The sequence below is a fragment of the Paenibacillus sp. LPE1-1-1.1 genome (genome assembly GCF_040676435.1).
In the GTDB taxonomy this organism is placed as follows: Bacteria; Bacillota; Bacilli; order Paenibacillales; family Paenibacillaceae; genus Pristimantibacillus.
In genome coordinates, this window is sequence record NZ_JBEGHY010000045.1 from 1 (window position 1) to 16,473 (window position 16,473).

Annotated in this window: 13 protein-coding genes and 8 tRNA genes; 20 read left to right on the forward strand and 1 reads right to left on the reverse strand. The window is 52.5% G+C overall.

All coding sequences use genetic code 11. From position 1 onward, the window contains the following. Positions 1-181: 181 nt before the first annotated feature. The 10 genes from MRBLPE1_RS28975 (at position 182) to MRBLPE1_RS29020 (ending at position 3,536) form a co-directional block, all read left to right on the forward strand. Positions 182-258: transfer RNA gene (locus MRBLPE1_RS28975), tRNA-Ile, on the forward strand. Between the two features lie 5 nt (positions 259-263). Continuing rightward, a tRNA-Asn gene (locus tag MRBLPE1_RS28980) sits at positions 264-339 on the forward strand. Positions 340-344: 5 nt separating this feature from the next. After that, positions 345-432: transfer RNA gene (locus MRBLPE1_RS28985), tRNA-Ser, on the forward strand. A gap of 15 nt (positions 433-447) precedes the next feature. Beyond that, positions 448-522 (forward strand) — tRNA-Glu (locus MRBLPE1_RS28990). Between the two features lie 15 nt (positions 523-537). Next, positions 538-614: transfer RNA gene (locus tag MRBLPE1_RS28995), tRNA-Met, on the forward strand. A 31-nt stretch (positions 615-645) separates the two neighbouring features. After that, a tRNA-Thr gene (locus tag MRBLPE1_RS29000) sits at positions 646-721 on the forward strand. Between the two features lie 74 nt (positions 722-795). Further along, positions 796-871: transfer RNA gene (locus MRBLPE1_RS29005), tRNA-Thr, on the forward strand. Positions 872-879: 8 nt separating this feature from the next. Next, a tRNA-Pro gene (locus tag MRBLPE1_RS29010) sits at positions 880-956 on the forward strand. Positions 957-1,092: 136 nt separating this feature from the next. Continuing rightward, positions 1,093-1,890, forward strand: a complete 798-nt coding sequence (pdaA, locus tag MRBLPE1_RS29015; RefSeq protein WP_364153601.1) for a delta-lactam-biosynthetic de-N-acetylase — start codon at positions 1,093-1,095, stop codon at positions 1,888-1,890. A gap of 410 nt (positions 1,891-2,300) precedes the next feature. Next, positions 2,301-3,536 (forward strand): MFS transporter, encoded by a 1,236-nt coding sequence (locus MRBLPE1_RS29020; protein ID WP_364152759.1) that lies wholly within the window; start codon positions 2,301-2,303, stop codon positions 3,534-3,536. Between the two features lie 82 nt (positions 3,537-3,618). On the opposite strand, the gene yhbH is transcribed toward MRBLPE1_RS29020, so the two are convergent. Then, complete coding sequence (yhbH, locus tag MRBLPE1_RS29025) at positions 3,619-4,773, reverse strand: sporulation protein YhbH (protein WP_364152762.1); 1,155 nt, start codon at positions 4,771-4,773, stop codon at positions 3,619-3,621. Positions 4,774-5,082: 309 nt separating this feature from the next. Between yhbH and MRBLPE1_RS29030 the strand changes: the two genes are divergently transcribed. From MRBLPE1_RS29030 to hydA, 10 genes are all read left to right on the forward strand, one after another. Continuing rightward, positions 5,083-5,895, forward strand: a complete 813-nt coding sequence (locus tag MRBLPE1_RS29030; protein WP_364152765.1) for an ABC transporter ATP-binding protein — start codon at positions 5,083-5,085, stop codon at positions 5,893-5,895. Continuing rightward, positions 5,879-6,691 carry an ABC transporter permease gene (locus MRBLPE1_RS29035; RefSeq protein ID WP_364152768.1) on the forward strand — a complete coding sequence of 271 codons (813 nt, stop codon included), beginning with the start codon at positions 5,879-5,881 and terminating at the stop codon, positions 6,689-6,691. The genes MRBLPE1_RS29030 and MRBLPE1_RS29035 overlap by 17 nt, the downstream gene beginning before the upstream one ends. A 5-nt stretch (positions 6,692-6,696) precedes the next feature. Further along, positions 6,697-7,533: an ABC transporter permease gene (locus tag MRBLPE1_RS29040; RefSeq protein ID WP_364153604.1), complete on the forward strand. Its 837-nt coding sequence runs from the start codon at positions 6,697-6,699 to the stop codon at positions 7,531-7,533. Positions 7,534-7,624: 91 nt separating this feature from the next. Then, positions 7,625-8,716: an ABC transporter substrate-binding protein gene (locus MRBLPE1_RS29045; protein WP_364152771.1), complete on the forward strand. Its 1,092-nt coding sequence runs from the start codon at positions 7,625-7,627 to the stop codon at positions 8,714-8,716. 92 nt (positions 8,717-8,808) lie between these two features. Continuing rightward, on the forward strand, positions 8,809-10,170 hold the full coding sequence (locus MRBLPE1_RS29050) for an aspartate aminotransferase family protein (RefSeq protein WP_364152774.1): 1,362 nt from the start codon (positions 8,809-8,811) through the stop codon (positions 10,168-10,170). Between the two features lie 27 nt (positions 10,171-10,197). Then, complete coding sequence (locus MRBLPE1_RS29055; RefSeq protein ID WP_364152777.1) at positions 10,198-11,448, forward strand: M20 family metallo-hydrolase; 1,251 nt, start codon at positions 10,198-10,200, stop codon at positions 11,446-11,448. 16 nt (positions 11,449-11,464) lie between these two features. Then, positions 11,465-12,346: a nitrilase-related carbon-nitrogen hydrolase gene (locus MRBLPE1_RS29060; protein ID WP_364152780.1), complete on the forward strand. Its 882-nt coding sequence runs from the start codon at positions 11,465-11,467 to the stop codon at positions 12,344-12,346. A 12-nt stretch (positions 12,347-12,358) separates the two neighbouring features. Further along, the gene (locus tag MRBLPE1_RS29065) at positions 12,359-13,732 is read left to right on the forward strand and encodes an NAD(P)-dependent oxidoreductase (protein WP_364152782.1); all 1,374 of its coding nucleotides are present in this window, start codon (positions 12,359-12,361) and stop codon (positions 13,730-13,732) included. Next, complete coding sequence (gene preA / locus MRBLPE1_RS29070) at positions 13,725-15,029, forward strand: NAD-dependent dihydropyrimidine dehydrogenase subunit PreA (protein ID WP_364152785.1); 1,305 nt, start codon at positions 13,725-13,727, stop codon at positions 15,027-15,029. Before MRBLPE1_RS29065 ends, preA begins: the two co-directional genes overlap by 8 nt. After that, positions 15,030-16,469 carry a dihydropyrimidinase gene (gene hydA / locus MRBLPE1_RS29075; protein ID WP_364152787.1) on the forward strand — a complete coding sequence of 480 codons (1,440 nt, stop codon included), beginning with the start codon at positions 15,030-15,032 and terminating at the stop codon, positions 16,467-16,469. Positions 16,470-16,473: the final 4 nt, after the last annotated feature.

The window sequence follows — 16,473 nt, forward strand, 5'->3', positions numbered from 1 at the left end:
AAAGTTTGAGAAGCAAACTTACATCGTAAGCATACGCTTAAGTTTGCCCCGGACCCATACATCCGGCAGACAGCAGCTAAAAAGGTTTCAGCAAACCTACCTTTCGTATCCAGTTTTCAGGGCGCAATTGCCTGCCTGTGCTTAAACTAAAGATCTTAAATAAGATTTATGTTTATGCTTTGGGCCCTTAGCTCAGCTGGTTAGAGCGCACCCCTGATAAGGGTGAGGTCGGTGGTTCGAGTCCACTAGGGCCCACCATATTTTCCCTGATAGCTCAGTTGGTAGAGCACTCGACTGTTAATCGAGTTGTCACAGGTTCGAGTCCTGTTCGGGGAGCCAAGTTTGGAGAGATACCCAAGTGGCTCAAGGGGACCCTCTGCTAAGGGGTTAGACTGCGTAAGTGGTGCGAGGGTTCGAATCCCTCTCTCTCCGTTCTCTTTTTTTCAAGGCCCGTTGGTCAAGTGGTTAAGACACCTCCCTTTCACGGAGGTAACAGGGGTTCGAGTCCCCTACGGGTCACCAATACTTTTTTAACGACGCGGGGTGGAGCAGCCCGGTAGCTCGTCGGGCTCATAACCCGAAGGCCGCAGGTTCAAATCCTGCCCCCGCAACCAATCACCTTTTAAGGGTGAACATCATCCATATGCCGTTGTAGCTCAACTGGTAGAGCAACTGACTTGTAATCAGTAGGTTGGGGGTTCAAGTCCTCTCGACGGCACCACTTTTTCTTTAGATGCTTGATGTTTTCAAAATCAGCATCGCAAACCGCCGCATCATGGCGGACATAATCGATGTGCCGTTGTAGCTCAACTGGTAGAGCAACTGACTTGTAATCAGTAGGTTGGGGGTTCAAGTCCTCTCGACGGCACCATCTTTTCTCGGGACGTAGCTCAGCTTGGTAGAGCACCTGGTTTGGGACCAGGGGGTCGCATGTTCAAATCGTGTCGTCCCGACCATTATTTAAACGAATGAAATACATATAAAGCCGTTATCTTCAAAGTCTAATCGGACTGATGAAGATAACGGTTTTTTTATGCCGCAATGGGGAAATATAATCGCAATATGCCGTCATGCGCCATATATTTCAGTGGAATAAGGAGGGCTTTGCTGTTGAAGCTTAGTATGAGAATGATTGCGACATTTGCCGTGATCCTATGGTGCTTAATTAGTCCGGATGCTGCATTCGGACAGCCAGGCGTGTATCATTTTGGATTTAAGAAAAGCGTGGAAGGCCGATTGCCTTCGATAGATGAAGAAGGCTTCAAAAATATCGTGACGAAGCACGGAGCGCTTTTTTTGGGGGACACAAGCAAGAAGGAGCTATATCTCACGTTCGATAATGGTTACGAGAATGGGTATACGCCTCGAATACTTGATGTTTTAAAGGAGAAGAAAGTGCCGGCGGCTTTTTTTGTCACGGGGCATTATGTGAAGGACCAGCCAGAGCTTATTCAACGAATGGCGGCTGAAGGCCATATCGTAGGCAATCACTCTTGGAGCCATCCGGATATGTCGCAGCTCTCGGAAGGCAATATCAAGACGGAGCTGGATAAGGTGAAAGAGCAGGTAGGGGTCCTGACGGGACAGAAGGAGATGAAATATCTTCGTCCGCCTAGAGGCATTTTTAGCGAACGGGTGCTTGCGGCGAGCAAGCAATTCGGTTATACGAATGTCTTTTGGTCCGTTGCTTATAAAGATTGGGATGTGAATGCGCAAAGAGGCTCCCAATACGCGTACAGTGAGGTCGTGAAGCAGCTGCATCCCGGTGCTATCATTTTGCTGCATTCCGTATCCAAGGACAATACAGAGGCGCTGGGCAGCATCGTTGACGAAGCACGCCGCCAAGGCTATGAATTTAAAAGCTTGGACCAGCTAATCCGAAGCGAGTAACATGAAAAAACAGCAGTATCGACCTTAACCCAAAACCTGGGCTAAGGTTTTTTTTGTTGTTATTCGTCTATCCGCTTGCGGAGCGTTAACGTTTGGTTTAGATGAATTGTTTCGAAGGTATTTAAAATGATGCCCTGAAGCTGCTGAAGCAAAAACTAAAGCTTTCGACCGCGGCGCCAAACACAATAACCATTCGAATATGGTGAGAGGTACATTGAGACAGCTGTATTGGCGCTCATACCACGGCAAACCTTCGGAACGGTTTTTCTTATTCGAGCAAGAAAAATACATCTTGTCTTCTAAAGCTGACCTAGAAGGGCAAGACTAAGTGTGACCGCATAGATTCAAATTCGTGCAAAGGTGATAAATAGAAGTAAACTAAACGGAGAAATAAACAAGGAGTCTTTCCTATGAGAAATATGTCTTTACTGCGTGAGCCGAAGCAAAGGAAGCTGCTGTTCAGCGCCGGGCTGAGCTGGCTGTTCGATGCGATGGAGGTCGGAATGATCTCATTCATTGTGACTGCGCTCGCTGCGGAATGGCAGCTTGGCGCGCAGCAGATTGGTTTGCTGATGGCGATTAATTCAATAGGCATGGCTGCCGGCGCGGCAATAGCAGGCCTAATGGCAGACCGGTACGGACGACGGGCGATCCTGCTGTGGACACTGCTTATTTTCTCCATTGCCAGCGGTCTATCCGCATTGGCAACAGGGTTTATCGCGCTCTGCGTGCTGCGGTTCGCTGCGGGATTCGGGCTGGGTGGCGAGCTGCCGGTCGCTTCAACGCTAGTTTCGGAGTCTGTCCCGATTAAGGAGAGAGGCCGGGCCGTCGTGCTGCTTGAAAGCTTCTGGGCATGCGGCTGGATTGCCGCGGCTTTGATCGCTTACTTCATTATTCCGCATTATGGCTGGAGAATGGCTTTTTTAATTGGAGCAGCGCCCGCTTTGTATGCATTGTACTTAAGGCGGGCCATTCAAGACGCGCCCAGCTACACGGCGCAGCAGAGCAAGAAGCTCCCGTTTACCGAGCGAATATCATCGATTTGGTCGTCAAAGCATCGCCGGGCGACCGTCATGTTATGGATATTATGGTTTACGGTCGTATTTTCTTATTACGGGATGTTTTTGTGGCTGCCATCCGTCATGGTGATAAAAGGCTTCGGATTGGTAAAAAGCTTCCAATACGTACTGATTATGTCGCTCGCCCAGCTGCCTGGCTATTTCACTGCGGCGTATTTTATCGAAAAATTCGGACGGAAGTTCGTGCTCGTCACTTTTCTTTTGCTGACGGCCGGAAGCGCGTTATGGTTTGGCAGCGCCGAAACAGAGGGGATGCTGATTGCGTCCGGCATATGTCTATCCTTTTTTAACCTCGGCGCATGGGGTGGCATGTACGCCTATACGCCGGAGCTTTATCCGGTTGCCGTCCGCGGGACCGGTGTCGGGTTCGCGGCTTCCTTTGGGCGGGTCGGCGGCATTATCGGTCCTTATCTGGTAGGGATGCTGGTAGCAGGCAAGACGGAAATTCATAATATTTTTATGATTTTCTTTGTTACGATCATCATAGGGGCGCTGACCGTTCTGTTTTTTGGCAAAGAAACAAAAGGGACGGACCCGGATAAAGAAGCTGGCGAGCAGGCCGTCTAACAACAGAACACTTCCAACCTAACGATACTTTGAAGCAAAAAAATCCCGTCATGCATAGGCTTTGCATGACGGGATTTGTCTATTAAGCACCGGTCACTTGTTTGGAGAAGAAGGTTTTGAGCGCCTTATAGACCTCACCCTTTTCCTTAATGACCGAGTACATGAATTTTTTATGGTTGATATGCTTATAAGCTGACATCAGCGTGCTGCTGCGGTTGTACTGGTTAACCTCGCCGTAGCCGAACATATTGCTTCGCTCCATGAGCTGACCGATCAGCTTGACGCAACGCTCGTTATCGGAGGTGAGGTTGTCGCCATCCGAGAAATGAAACGGGTAGATGTTCCAATTGGAAGTCGGATAACGGCTGTCGATTACATCAATCGCTTTCTGGTAAGCCGAGGAACAGATCGTGCCGCCGCTTTCGCCGCGGTTGAAGAACTCCTCCTCCGTGACCTCCTTGGCCTCGGTATGATGCGCGATAAACACAATCTCCACATGCTCGTATTTGCGGCGCAGGAAACGGGTCATCCAGAAGAAAAAGCTGCGCGCGCAATATTTCTCGAACGAGCCCATGCTTCCCGAGGTATCCATGAGCGCCAAGATGACGGCGTTGGATTGCGGCTTTACGATTTCATTCCACGTTTTGTAGCGAAGGTCATCAGGCGAAATACCGCCAATCCCCGACTTGCCTGCATTGGCATTACGGCGAAGGTTTTCAATTAATGTCCGTTTCTTATCGATGTTGGACATGATGCCTTTTTTTCGGATATCGTGAAAAACAATTTCCGTCGTTTGAAGCTGATCCTTTTGCTTCTGCTCCAAGTTCGGAAGCTCCAGCTCCTCGAATAGCATATCCTCGAGCTGATCGATGCTTATTTCGGTATCGACGACATCCTCGCCGGGCTGATCGCCTGCATCCTGGCCTTTACCCGGTCCCTTGGCGGCTTGAGGGTCGACGCCAAGCACATCGCCAACCTGAGAATCGCCGTCGCCTTGTCCGACGTGCTGCTTCTTGTTGTAGTTGTATATAAAGTGGGATTCGTCGAGACTCTTAATGGGAACCTTGATCGTACGCCTTCCATCGGACAAAACGATGCTTTCGTCGGAAACCAGATCGGGAAGGTTTTGCTTAATTGCTTCATGTACCTTCTCCTGATGTCGCGCTTGATCCTCATAGCCTTTGCGGTGGAGCGACCAATCCTCTCTTGACACAACAAACAGCGGCTCTGACTCCATTTCCCTCACCTCATTCCAAGAAGTTAACGTTGCGGCATGCAAGCAGCCTAAGCTGCCTTTCACTTTTTTGTTGTCTGTTACTCAATATATTCAAGAGCCGAGCGGTTATGTGAATGAAAATTAGTCCATTTCTAGTAATCTATCAAATAGCTTGAACAGCTCTATTTGACATTGTGTCTATTCCTTTACCCTTTTTTTAACCACTTTGTATAATGCATTTGAAATTTGATGTTATATAATATTACATATATAAACATGAATCTATCTCAAACCTAACATTAAATGACCGAAACAATGAGGAGGGATGACATGGAGCAATCCGAAGCTGCAAAACAAGCTGAAATCATTGTGGATCAAGTGTCGATGCGTTTCGGGAAAAAAGGCCACGAGATAACGGCGCTTCAGCAGGTCAGCTTCGAAATCTACCGAAATGAATTCGTATCGCTCCTTGGTCCATCGGGCTGCGGAAAATCTACGCTGCTTCGGTTAATGGCCGATTTGCTTGAGCCGACGGAAGGCCGCATTACGATTCAAAACGAGCATCCCCGAGAAGTACGTCTCCGCCGAAAGTTCGGCATTGTGTTTCAAAACCCCACCTTGTTCGAATGGAGGACGGTTCAACAAAATATTGAGCTCCCGCTTGAGGTGCTTGGTCAAAAGAAGTCGCAATACCTTGCGCTGACCGAGCAGCTTATCGAATTAGTGGGACTGACCGCCTTCAAACATTCCTATCCCTGGCAGCTTAGCGGCGGAATGCAGCAGCGCGTTGCGATCGCACGGGCGCTTGCCCTGGACCCGCCTATATTATTGATGGATGAACCCTTTTCCGCGCTCGATGAATTTACGAAGGAGAAGCTGCAGCTGGAGCTTCTCGACATCAAGCAAAAAACGAATAAAACCGTCGTATTCGTCACGCACAGCATTCCCGAAGCTGTTTTCCTATCCAATCGTGTCATCGTGCTTTCGGCGCATCCCGGCAAAATTCATTCGATCGTGGAGATACCGCGGGGGGAGAGCGATTCTGCCGGATTTCGCGATACCGAGAAATTCAGCGAAATAACAAGGAAGGTAAGAAAATGCTTCTACGAGGAGAGTGGCTTCCTTGATGAGCAGATGGTTTAGGAGAAACGGCGACGGCACTGCGATTGTACTTTGGAGTGCTGGGATACTTCTGCTCTGGGAGGCTTCAGCTTGGTATATTGCAAACGTTGCGGAGCTGATTAATCCCGCGTCAAAGCTGCCTTATCCGCATCTGGTCATTGGCAGCATGCTGCAGCATTTTCCGACTTTACTGGAGCAAGGCATGGTTACCTTCGGCAATTCGATCACGGGTTTCTTGTTAGGCTCTGCCATTGGTTGTTTGCTTGCCATTCTCATGAGCTTGTCACGAACGGCAGAAAATACGCTTTCGCCCTATATGGTTGCCTCGCAAATGATTCCGATCATTGGGCTTGCGCCTATTATTTACGGCATTATTCATGATGCTGCGTTATCCCGCATCCTCATGGCCGGCTACGTTACTTTTTTTCCAGTCACGATAAATATGCTGCGCGGCCTGCAAAGCATCAAGCCCGAGCAGTTCGAGCTGATGCGCTCCTACGGGGCTGCCCCTTGGACCTCATATACGAAGCTGAAGCTGAAAGCGGCGCTGCCGGGGCTTTTTGCCGGGCTTAAGCTGTCGGCTCCGCTGGCGATCACGGCTTCTATTATCGTAGAGCTGATGGGCGCGCCGGACGGGATAGGCGTTCTCATGATCAGTTCTTTGTATTACGGCACTTCGCAGGTCTACATGTTCTGGTCAACCGTTCTGGTCAGCATGGCCATCGGATTAAGCCTGTTTTTACTGATTTGCTTGCTGGAAAGACGGATTACCCCTTGGCAGCCGGAGTTTCGCTTGAAGGGGAGGGACGACGGTTGAAAGAAATGCTTGCATCCAGATCGATTGACGGCATCCGCTCCAAGCCATCTTTGATGAATACCAAAAGCAGTCTCAAAAGCAAAAGACCGGTGTTTCTGCTCCCGCTTGGATTCGGTTTGCTTTTCCTTGCCGTATGGCAGCTGGAAGGCTTCCACTGGCTGTTTCATTTGGAGCTCTATCAGCTGCCGATCCCCTCTGCGATAGCGAACGCCATCCGCGAAAATTCCGATGTGCTACAGCTTTATTCGCTGTATACGGGAAGCGAGATACTTGGCGGCTGCTTCATCGGATCGTTTCTTGGCTTGTTGGCCGCGGCAGCTGCTTCATCGTTTCCCCGCATGGGCAAAGGCGGAATTACGATTATCGCTTCCTTGAATGCGGTGCCTATCGTTGCGCTTGCACCGGTCATGAATAACTGGTTCGGCGCTGGCATCGCATCCAAAATCGCCATCGTGTCCGTCATGACAATGGCTGCGATGGCAGTCATCGCCTTTAAGGGGCTGCGGTCGATCGAGCCCGCATCGATTGAGCTCATGCATGCGTATGCTGCCGGGAAATTCCAGGTTTTCATGAAGCTCCGTCTGCAGGCCGCGCTTCCGCATCTGTTTACCGCATTGAAAATCAATATGTCGACAAGCATTGTCGGAGCGATCGTCGGGGAATTTTTTATCTCCTCGCGCGGCCTCGGGTTCCTGCTTTCCGATCAAATTAAGCTGGGCAACATGCCCCTTGCTTGGGCCTGCATCGCCATAGCCGCCGTACTAGGCATCCTGCTGTATTACTTGGTCCAATTAGCGGAGCGGTTGATTATCCCATGGCATGCGGCGCAGCGGAAGCATTGAACGATGGGGTGGATATCCCGTAAACCATGCATCACCAGGGGCTGACAGCAGCATTTAAATAGAGATTTGAAATTGGAGAGGAATGGTCTGCATGAAAAAGAGAAGCCTTAAACGGCAAACCGTTTTAACCGTGATACTGGCGCTGGCGTTGTTTGTCGTAGCTGCCTGCGGCAATACCAATGAGCCTGCTGCAGCAACAAGTGAGCCGGCAGACGCCGCTAATGGTTCGGCAGCGACGGATAAGCCGGCGGCAGAGCCGCTCCAGAAAGTGAAAATTCAGCTAAAATGGGTGCCGCAGGCTCAGTTTGCCGGTATTTTCGTGGCGAAGGAAAAAGGCTTTTACGAAGAGGAGGGCCTGGATGTCGAGATTATCCCCGGAGGGCCGGATGTCGTGATTGAGCAGCAGGTCGTAAACGGAGCGGCGGATATCGGGGTGACCAGCTTCGACAGCTTGCTTGTGAACCGCGATAATGGGCTGCCGCTTGTGTCAATAGCACAGGTGCTGCAGAAGAGCTCCTACCGCTTCGTTGCGAGCAAGGAATCCGGCATCGACGAGCCGGCGAAGATGAAGGGCAAGAAGGTCGGAATGTGGACGGGCAGCCAGCAATTCCAGGTGCTTGCATTCATGGAAAAAAACGGACTTGATCCGAAAAAAGATGTTGAGCTGGTGAAGCAAGGCTTTACGATGGATCAATTTTTCAACAAGCAGCTGGATGTTGCCGTCTCCACGATTTATAACGAATATCATGTCGTGCTTGAGAGCGGCGTGAAGGAAGAGGATTTGTATGTCTATGATTTCGAGGAAGCCGGCGTCGGGATGCTGGAGGATACGCTCATCGTGAAGGACGAATGGCTGAAGAGCAACCGCGAGCTTGCCGTGAAAGCGATCAGGGCGACCATGAAGGGCTGGAATTATGCGATTGCGAATCAAGCGGAATCGGTTGATATCGTGATGAGCGCCGTTACGGAGGGAAGCACGACGAAGGAGCATCAGACGACGATGCTGATGGAAATGGCGAAGCTTGTGAAGCCGGAAGGCTTCACGGAGGCGCAGGTAGGTGCGTTTGTTGACGAGGCTGTGCAGCGGACCGTTGAAATCGCGCTTAAATACGAGCTGATTAAGAAGGAACCGGATCTGGCTGCGACGGTCGACAAAACAATTTTGGAAGATGCGGCGAAGTAGCCGCATATGCTAGTCTATAACGATCGCGGATGGTGACATTCGCGGTCTGTTCTACTATAGAAGCGGCAGCCGCGAAGGAGGAGAAGCAGTCTATGGGCGTGGAGGAGACAGCAATGGGTGCCGAAGAGAAGGAAGCGCTGCTCGAGAAGGATCGCCAATATGTATGGCATCATATTTCTCCCCACAATGAGAATCCGATGGTTATTGTATCGGGAGAAGGCAGCTGGATTACGGATATCGACGGAAACCGTTATTTGGACGGGATGTCCGGATTATGGTGCGTGAACGTGGGGCATGGGCGCGCGGAGATCGCCGATGCGGCTGCCGAACAGATGAAGAAACTCGCATACTCCACGCTCGTTCAATCCCATGTTCCCGCTATTATGCTTGCAGCCAAGCTGAATGAGTGGCTGGAGGGAGAGTACCGGATTTTTTTCTCCAACTCGGGCTCGGACGCCAACGAGGTAGCCTTCAAAATTGGCCGTCAGTATCATCACCAGCGGGGAAAACCCTCCAAGCATAAATTTATCGCAAGACATCGCGCTTATCACGGAAATTCAATGGGCGCGCTGGGGGCAACAGGTCAAGCGCAGCGCAAGCTGAAGTACGAGCCGCTCGGAGTCGGCTTTACCCATGTGCCGCCTCCCTATTGCTATCGCTGCCCTTTTGGCCAAACCAAGGGTTCCTGCGAGACGCAGTGCGCGCAAGCCTTCGAGGATGCGATTGTGTGGGAAGGACCGGATTCTGTCGCCGGCATTATCGTCGAGCCGGTCATTACAGGAGGCGGGATGATCGTGCCGCCCGATGATTATTTAACAAAGCTGCGTAAGATTTGCGACAAGCATGATGTGCTGCTTATCGTGGATGAGGTTATTTGCGGCTTTGGCCGTTCGGGAGAGAAATTCGGACATCAGAACTACGGAGTTCGGCCGGATATCGTAACGATGGCCAAAGGACTGACCAGCGCGTATTCCCCTTTATCGGCTACAGCTGTATCGGCTGAAATGTATGAGAGCTTCAAGGATAGCGGCCCGGAGAGCCATTTTCGGCATATAAACACATTTGGCGGCAACCCGGTCTCCTGCGCGGTGGCGCTGAAGAACATTGAAATATTGGAGCGGGAAAATTTAGTCAGCCGCTCTGCACTTATAGGCAAGGAACTGTTGAGCCAGATAAAAACGCTGAAGGCGCATCCGCATGTCGGGGAAATCCGTGTTTTTGGTTCGGCGATCGGCATTGAGCTGGTAGAGGATAAGCTTACGAAAGAGCCTGCTTCTGCTGCGAGAGTGGCGGGAATCCTGGCGGGCTGCAAGCAAAAGGGGCTTTTAATCGGCAAAAATGGCGACACGGTGCCGGGCTATATGAATATTTTGACGCTTAGCCCGCCCTTATCGGCGACGGATGATGAAATTGTATTTATCGCCGATACGCTGCTTCAGGTTTTTGCAGGCTGAGAGCGGAGAGGAGGAGGAGGAGGCGCAATGGAGGCAAAAGGGGAAAGGGGCATTAATTCACAAAGGCTGCACGGGCGTATTTTGGAATTGGCGCAAATCGGAAAAATTGCCGATACTGGCGTATGCCGCTTGGCTTTGTCGCAGGAAGACCGGGCAGGCGTAGAGCTGGTTCGGGGCTGGATGACCGAAGCCGGCCTGAAGGCGCGGATCGACCCGTTCGGCAATTTGATCGGCGTGCTGGAAGGAGCGGATAAGGCAGCTCCCGTGCTGATGCTTGGATCGCATATTGATTCGCAGCCCTATGGCGGCCGATATGACGGCGTTATAGGCGTACTTGGCGCCATCGAGGCGGTTCAGTCCATGGTCGAATCAGGCTTTCGGCCATCGAGGAATATCGAGGTAGTCGCGTTTTGCGATGAAGAGGGCTGCCGGTTCAATAAAGGGCTGTTCGGCGTCAGGGGCATGACGGGGAAGCTGGAGGAGGGCGAGCTGGAGCGGGCGGATAAGAATGGCGTGACGCGCAGGGAAGCATTGCTTGCGTTCGGATGCGATCCCGGCTTGTTCGCCGGCTATGAATTTCAAGAAGGGAGAATCGGTGCTTTCCTGGAGCTGCATATCGAGCAGGGTCCCGTGCTGGAGTCGATCGGTGAGCCGATCGGTATCGTGAGCGGCATTTCCGGCCCGGTCTGGTGGACGGTCGAAATGACCGGATTCGCGGGGCATGCAGGGTCAGTGCCGATGGCGATGCGCCAGGACGCGCTGGTGGGGTGCGCTAAGGTCATTGTGGGACTGAATGCGTTGGCATGCCGTGAGCCCGGAGCCCCGACGGTTGGAACCGTCGGCTCATTGACCGTATTTCCGGATTCGAGGAACATCATTCCCGAGAAGGTGAGCTTTACGGTTGATTTTCGCGACATGGATCTGGCGCGCAGAAACGCGCTGGAGAAAGAGCTGCTCGCCCTCATCGAGGAGACATGCTTGGAGCATGGCTTGACCTATACGATCCGTGAGGATACCAAAAGTGATCCGCGCTATTGCGCGCCGGAACTAAGAGCGCTTATGCGGGAAGGGGCCGCGGAGATGGGTTTCGCTCCGCCGGAGCTGATGAGCGGTCCCTTCCATGATTCCTTAACGATGTCGTATGTGTGCGATTACGGCATGATTTTCGTTCGCTGCAAAGAAGGCATCAGCCACAATCCAAAAGAATATTCAGCGCCGGAGGATATCGAGCTGGGCGTGGAGCTTCTCTACCGGACGGCACTTAAATTAACGGAATAGAAAAGGAGGCTGGGGGATGACCGTCGTAAAGATTGGACTCATTCAAGCGTCGAATGATCTGCATGGGGATGAGCCGGTTGACACCCATAAGCGCTCGGCGATCGAGAAGCATGTCGGGCTCGTTCGCGAGGCAGCGGCCAAAGGAGCACAGATCATCTCCCTGCAGGAAATATTTTATGGGCCATACTTTTGCTCAGAGCAGCAGACGAAATGGTATGCAGCCGCGGAGGAAATACCGAACGGGCCAACAACTAGGCTCTTTCAGGAGCTCGCGGGAGAGCTTGGCGTCGTCATCGTGCTTCCCATTTATGAGAGGGAAGGAATCGCAACCTACTATAACACGGCAGCCGTTATCGATGCAGACGGTACATACCTCGGCAAATACCGCAAGCATCATATTCCGCAAGTAGCGGCTGGCGGCGGCTCCTGCGGCTTTTGGGAGAAATATTACTTCAAGCCGGGCAATCTGGGTTACCCCGTCTTCGATACGGCTTTCGCCAAAGTCGGCGTATACATTTGCTACGACCGCCACTTTCCGGAGGGAGCGAGAGCGCTCGGGTTAAACGGTGCCGAAATCGTCTTTAACCCTTCGGCTACGGTTGCGGGCACATCGGAGTACTTATGGAAGCTCGAGCAGCCGGCGCATGCGGTGGCGAACGGCTATTATGTCGCAGCCATCAACCGGGTGGGAGTGGAAGCCCCATGGAATATGGGCGAATTTTATGGCCAATCTTATCTGGTTGATCCTCGGGGCTCCATTGTGGCTATCGGCAGCAGGGACAAGGACGAGGTCATTATCGGTGAAATGAATAAGGAGCTTATACGCGAGGTTAGGGACGTATGGCAATTTTACCGGGATCGCAGACCGGAAACCTATGACAAAATCGTGAGTCTATAAGGAGGAAAGGGCATGGGCATGACGGTCAATGCGGCGTTTATTCCCGTCGATTCGCTCAGGCGGAACTTTGCCGAGGTGAAGGCGGGAATGCGGCCGAAGGAAGCGATTGAGGAATCTAACCGCTGTTTGTATTGCTATGATGCACCTTGTATCAAGGCGTGCCCGACAGGCATAAATATCCCGTCCTTCATTAAAAAAATCGCTTCCGGCAACATGAAAGGATCGGCGCGCGCCATTATGGACGCGAATCCGGTTGGCGCTACCTGCGCGCGGGTTTGCCCGACGGAGGAGCTTTGCGAGGGCGCATGCGTGCTTAACCACTCCTCTAAGCCGATCATGATCGGACAGCTTCAGCGCTATGCGACGGATTGGGCCATTAAAAATGAACAGAATTTGTTCACGGCCGGTCCAAGCAACGGCCAGTCGGCGGCGATCATCGGAGGCGGCCCTGCCGGGCTGTCGGCGGCGCGGGAGCTTGCCCGGTTCGGCTTTGCGGTCACCTTATATGAAGCGAAGGAGCAGGCAGGCGGCCTGGACACGTATGGCATCGTTTCGTTTCGCTTGCCGCAGCGCATTTCGCTCTGGGAGGTCGAGCAGGTGCAGAAGCTTGGCGTTGAAATTCGGACGGGCACGAAGGTCGGCATTGATGTCGGCGTAGATGATTTATTGGAGCAGCATGACGTTATCGTTCTCGCCATCGGCATGTCCAAGGTACCTAGTCTCGGCATAGAGGGCGAGCAATTAAAAGGCGTGTATGACGCGATTGATTTTGTGGAATCAACCAAAACCGAGATTACGGTAGATTTTATCGGCAAAAGGGTCGCGGTAATCGGAGCAGGAAATACGGCGGTGGATGCTGCGACCTGTTCAGTCAGATTAGGAGCGTCCAACGTGAAGATGGTTTACCGGCGGACGAAAGAAGAGATGACCGCTTACGATTTCGAATTCGAGTTCGCCAAGCAGGACGGCGTGGAGTTTGAGTGGCTGAGCGCTCCGAGCCGGATTATCGGGGATGCGGATGGAAACGTCAAAGCGCTCGAATGCCAAGCGATGAGGCTTGAAGCCGATGAAGCAGGCGGCAGGGCAAGGCCTATCCCGATAGAAGGCTCCGCCTTTCTGCTGGAGGTGGACGCCGTCATCAAGGCCATTGGGCAGACGCGGCATTTGCCGCTGATCGAACAGCTTGGCTTGGAGCATAAGCGGGGGATCGTGACGGTCAATACGGAGACGTATCAAACCTCCAACCCCCGTATATATGCGGCAGGAGACGTGGTTTTTGGCGAGGGGCAAGGGGAAGCCATGGTGGTATCCGCGGCGCAGCAAGGGAAGCTGGCGGCATTCTCCATTTACAATACAATCGGAGCGAGGAGGGAATTGCATGGCTGATCTTAGAATCCAACTGGCAGGCATTTCTTCGCCGAATCCCTTTTGGCTCGCTTCGGCGCCGCCGACGAATACGGGTTACCAGGTACAGCGCGCATTCGAAGCGGGCTGGGGCGGCGCGGTGTGGAAAACGCTGGGCGATCCGATTATTAATACCTCCTCCCGTTTTGCGGCTGTTCATTTTAACGGCCAGCGCGTGGCAGGCTTCAATAATATCGAGCTGATTACGGATCGGCCGCTGGAGGTTAACCTGAAGGAAATTAACGAAACGAAAAAAAGGTTCCCGGGTCATGCGGTTGTCGTATCGTTGATGGTAGAACCGAAGCGAGAGAAATGGCATGAAATTGTAAAAAGGGTCGAGGCGATCGGCGTAGACGGGCTGGAGCTGAACTTCGGCTGCCCGCATGGCATGGCCGAGCGGGGAATGGGCGCCGCTTCCGGGCAGCAGCCGGATTTGGTTGAAATGCAGACGATGTGGGTCAAAGAGGTGGCAAGAACGCCGGTTATCGTTAAGCTTACGCCCAACATTACAGACATTACGGCGACTGCCAAAGCGGCTGTGCGGGGCGGAGCGGATGCGATTTCGCTGATCAATACGATAAACTCGCTGGCAGGGGTAGACATCGATACTTGGAATACGATTCCGCATGTGGGCGGCAAGGGGGCGCATGGCGGCTATTGTGGCCCGGCCGTAAAGCCGATTGCACTCAATATGGTTGCGGAATGCGCTCGAAATCCGCTAGTCGGCGTTCCGATTTCCGGAATCGGAGGCATTTCGAACTGGCGGGACGCGGTCGAGTTTATGCTCATGGGCTCGACAGGCGTACAGGTGTGTACGGCAGCGATGCACCACGGCTTCAGCATTGTGGAGGATATGATCGACGGCTTGAACAATTATCTGGACGATAAGGGTCTCCAATCCGTAAATGAGCTGATTGGCAAATCGGTAGCGCGATATTCGGATTGGGGCGATCTTGATCTGAATTACGCAGTCGTCGCTAGAATCGAGCAGGATACGTGCATCGTATGCAATAAATGCCATATTGCCTGCGAGGATACCTCGCATCAGTGCATTGAACGGCATACGGACGAAAACGGCGCTGCATACCTCAAAGTGCGCGAGGAGGATTGCGTAGGCTGCAACCTTTGTTCGATCGTCTGTCCGGTGGAAGGGGCGATTTCAATGATTGAAATCCCGGCGACCGAGATGCCCCTGAGCTGGAATCAGCGGCAAGCGGCTATTGCTGCAGTAGGGAAAGGGAAGGATTCAGACGGCAGCGATAAAAAGGAGGCGGTGTAGGTGTCTACGAAGCTCATTAAGAATGGGACGATTGTTACGGCATCGGATACGTATACGGCCGATCTGCTGATCAAGAACGGCATGATCGCTCAGATCGGCAAGGAGATTGAAGCGGAAGTTGATGAAATAATTGATGCGTCTGGCAAATTTGTGTTTCCGGGCGGCGTTGACCCGCATACCCATCTCGAAATGCCCTTTGGCGGAACGGTGACGGCCGATGATTTTGCAACCGGAACAACCGCCGCAGCCTTCGGAGGCACGACAACCATCGTCGATTTCTGCTTAACGACCAAAGGAAAGCCGCTCAGCGATTCGATTGCCGCTTGGCATAAGAAAGCCGATGGAAAAGCAGTGATCGATTATGGCTTTCATCTGATGATCGGGGAAATCAATGACGAGGTGTTGGCTGAGCTTCCTTCCATTGTCAAGGAAGAAGGCATTACCTCATTAAAGGTATTCATGGCCTACAAAAACGTATTTCAAGCCGATGACGGCACATTATTCCGGACGATGCTGGCTGCAAAGGAGCTCGGCGCGATGGTGATGGTACATGCCGAGAATGGCGATGTCATTGATTTTCTCATCCAGAAGGCGCTCGAGGAAGGCCATACGGATCCGATTTATCATGCGCTTACGAGACCGTCAGTCCTTGAAGGGGAAGCTACGGGACGGGCGGCAAAGCTGGCGGCGCTTGCCGGTGCAAGACTGTACGTCGTTCACGTGACATGCGCGGAAGCCGTGCAGCAAATCGCGGAAGCACGTCTGCAGGGCGTAGATGTGTGGGGAGAAACCTGTCCGCAATATTTGGTGCTTGACCAGTCCTGCCTGGAGAAGCCGGATTTTGAAGGGGCGAAATACGTATGGTCGCCGCCGCTTCGCGAAAGCTTCCATCAGGAGGTGCTGTGGAACGCGCTGAAGAGCGGCCAGCTGCAAACGCTGGGATCGGATCACTGCTCCTTTAATTTTGACGGACAGAAGGATTTGGGCCTCGGCGATTTCAGTAAAATCCCGAATGGCGGTCCTATTATCGAAGACCGGTTCTCGCTGCTCTATTCGGAGGGCGTAATAAAAGGGCGTATTACGCTTAATCAATTTGTCGACATCGCGGCAACGCGCAGCGCAAAGCTGTTCGGTCTTTTCCCGCAGAAGGGGACGATCGCGATCGGCAGCGATGCGGATATCGTTATTTTTGATCCTTTGGCGCAGCGTGTGCTGTCGGCTGCATCGCATCATATGAACGTGGACTATAATCCGTTTGAAGGGTTGACGGTTACTGGCTTACCGGAGAGCGTACTCTCGCGCGGCGAGTTCGTCGTTCGGGAACGTCAATTCGTTGGCGCCCTTGGAGCAGGCCGTTACTTGAAACGGGCGCCTTACACATCGCTGAATTCAGCGGGACCCGCAGAAATAGCCGACCCGTTGGAAAAGGTAAAGCAGTAACGCA

What these genes read in the sequence shown, in the direction of transcription:
- MRBLPE1_RS29020 (WP_364152759.1), top strand. Translation starts at nt 2,301, where the DNA reads ATGAGAAATATGTCTTTACTGCGTGAGCCGAAGCAAAGGAAGCTGCTG.
- yhbH (WP_364152762.1), bottom strand. Translation starts at nt 4,773, where the DNA reads ATGGAGTCAGAGCCGCTGTTTGTTGTGTCAAGAGAGGATTGGTCGCTC.
- MRBLPE1_RS29030 (WP_364152765.1), top strand. Translation starts at nt 5,083, where the DNA reads ATGGAGCAATCCGAAGCTGCAAAACAAGCTGAAATCATTGTGGATCAA.
- MRBLPE1_RS29035 (WP_364152768.1), top strand. Translation starts at nt 5,879, where the DNA reads ATGAGCAGATGGTTTAGGAGAAACGGCGACGGCACTGCGATTGTACTT.
- MRBLPE1_RS29040 (WP_364153604.1), top strand. Translation starts at nt 6,697, where the DNA reads ATGCTTGCATCCAGATCGATTGACGGCATCCGCTCCAAGCCATCTTTG.
- MRBLPE1_RS29045 (WP_364152771.1), top strand. Translation starts at nt 7,625, where the DNA reads ATGAAAAAGAGAAGCCTTAAACGGCAAACCGTTTTAACCGTGATACTG.
- MRBLPE1_RS29050 (WP_364152774.1), top strand. Translation starts at nt 8,809, where the DNA reads ATGGGCGTGGAGGAGACAGCAATGGGTGCCGAAGAGAAGGAAGCGCTG.
- MRBLPE1_RS29055 (WP_364152777.1), top strand. Translation starts at nt 10,198, where the DNA reads ATGGAGGCAAAAGGGGAAAGGGGCATTAATTCACAAAGGCTGCACGGG.
- MRBLPE1_RS29060 (WP_364152780.1), top strand. Translation starts at nt 11,465, where the DNA reads ATGACCGTCGTAAAGATTGGACTCATTCAAGCGTCGAATGATCTGCAT.
- MRBLPE1_RS29065 (WP_364152782.1), top strand. Translation starts at nt 12,359, where the DNA reads ATGGGCATGACGGTCAATGCGGCGTTTATTCCCGTCGATTCGCTCAGG.
- preA (WP_364152785.1), top strand. Translation starts at nt 13,725, where the DNA reads ATGGCTGATCTTAGAATCCAACTGGCAGGCATTTCTTCGCCGAATCCC.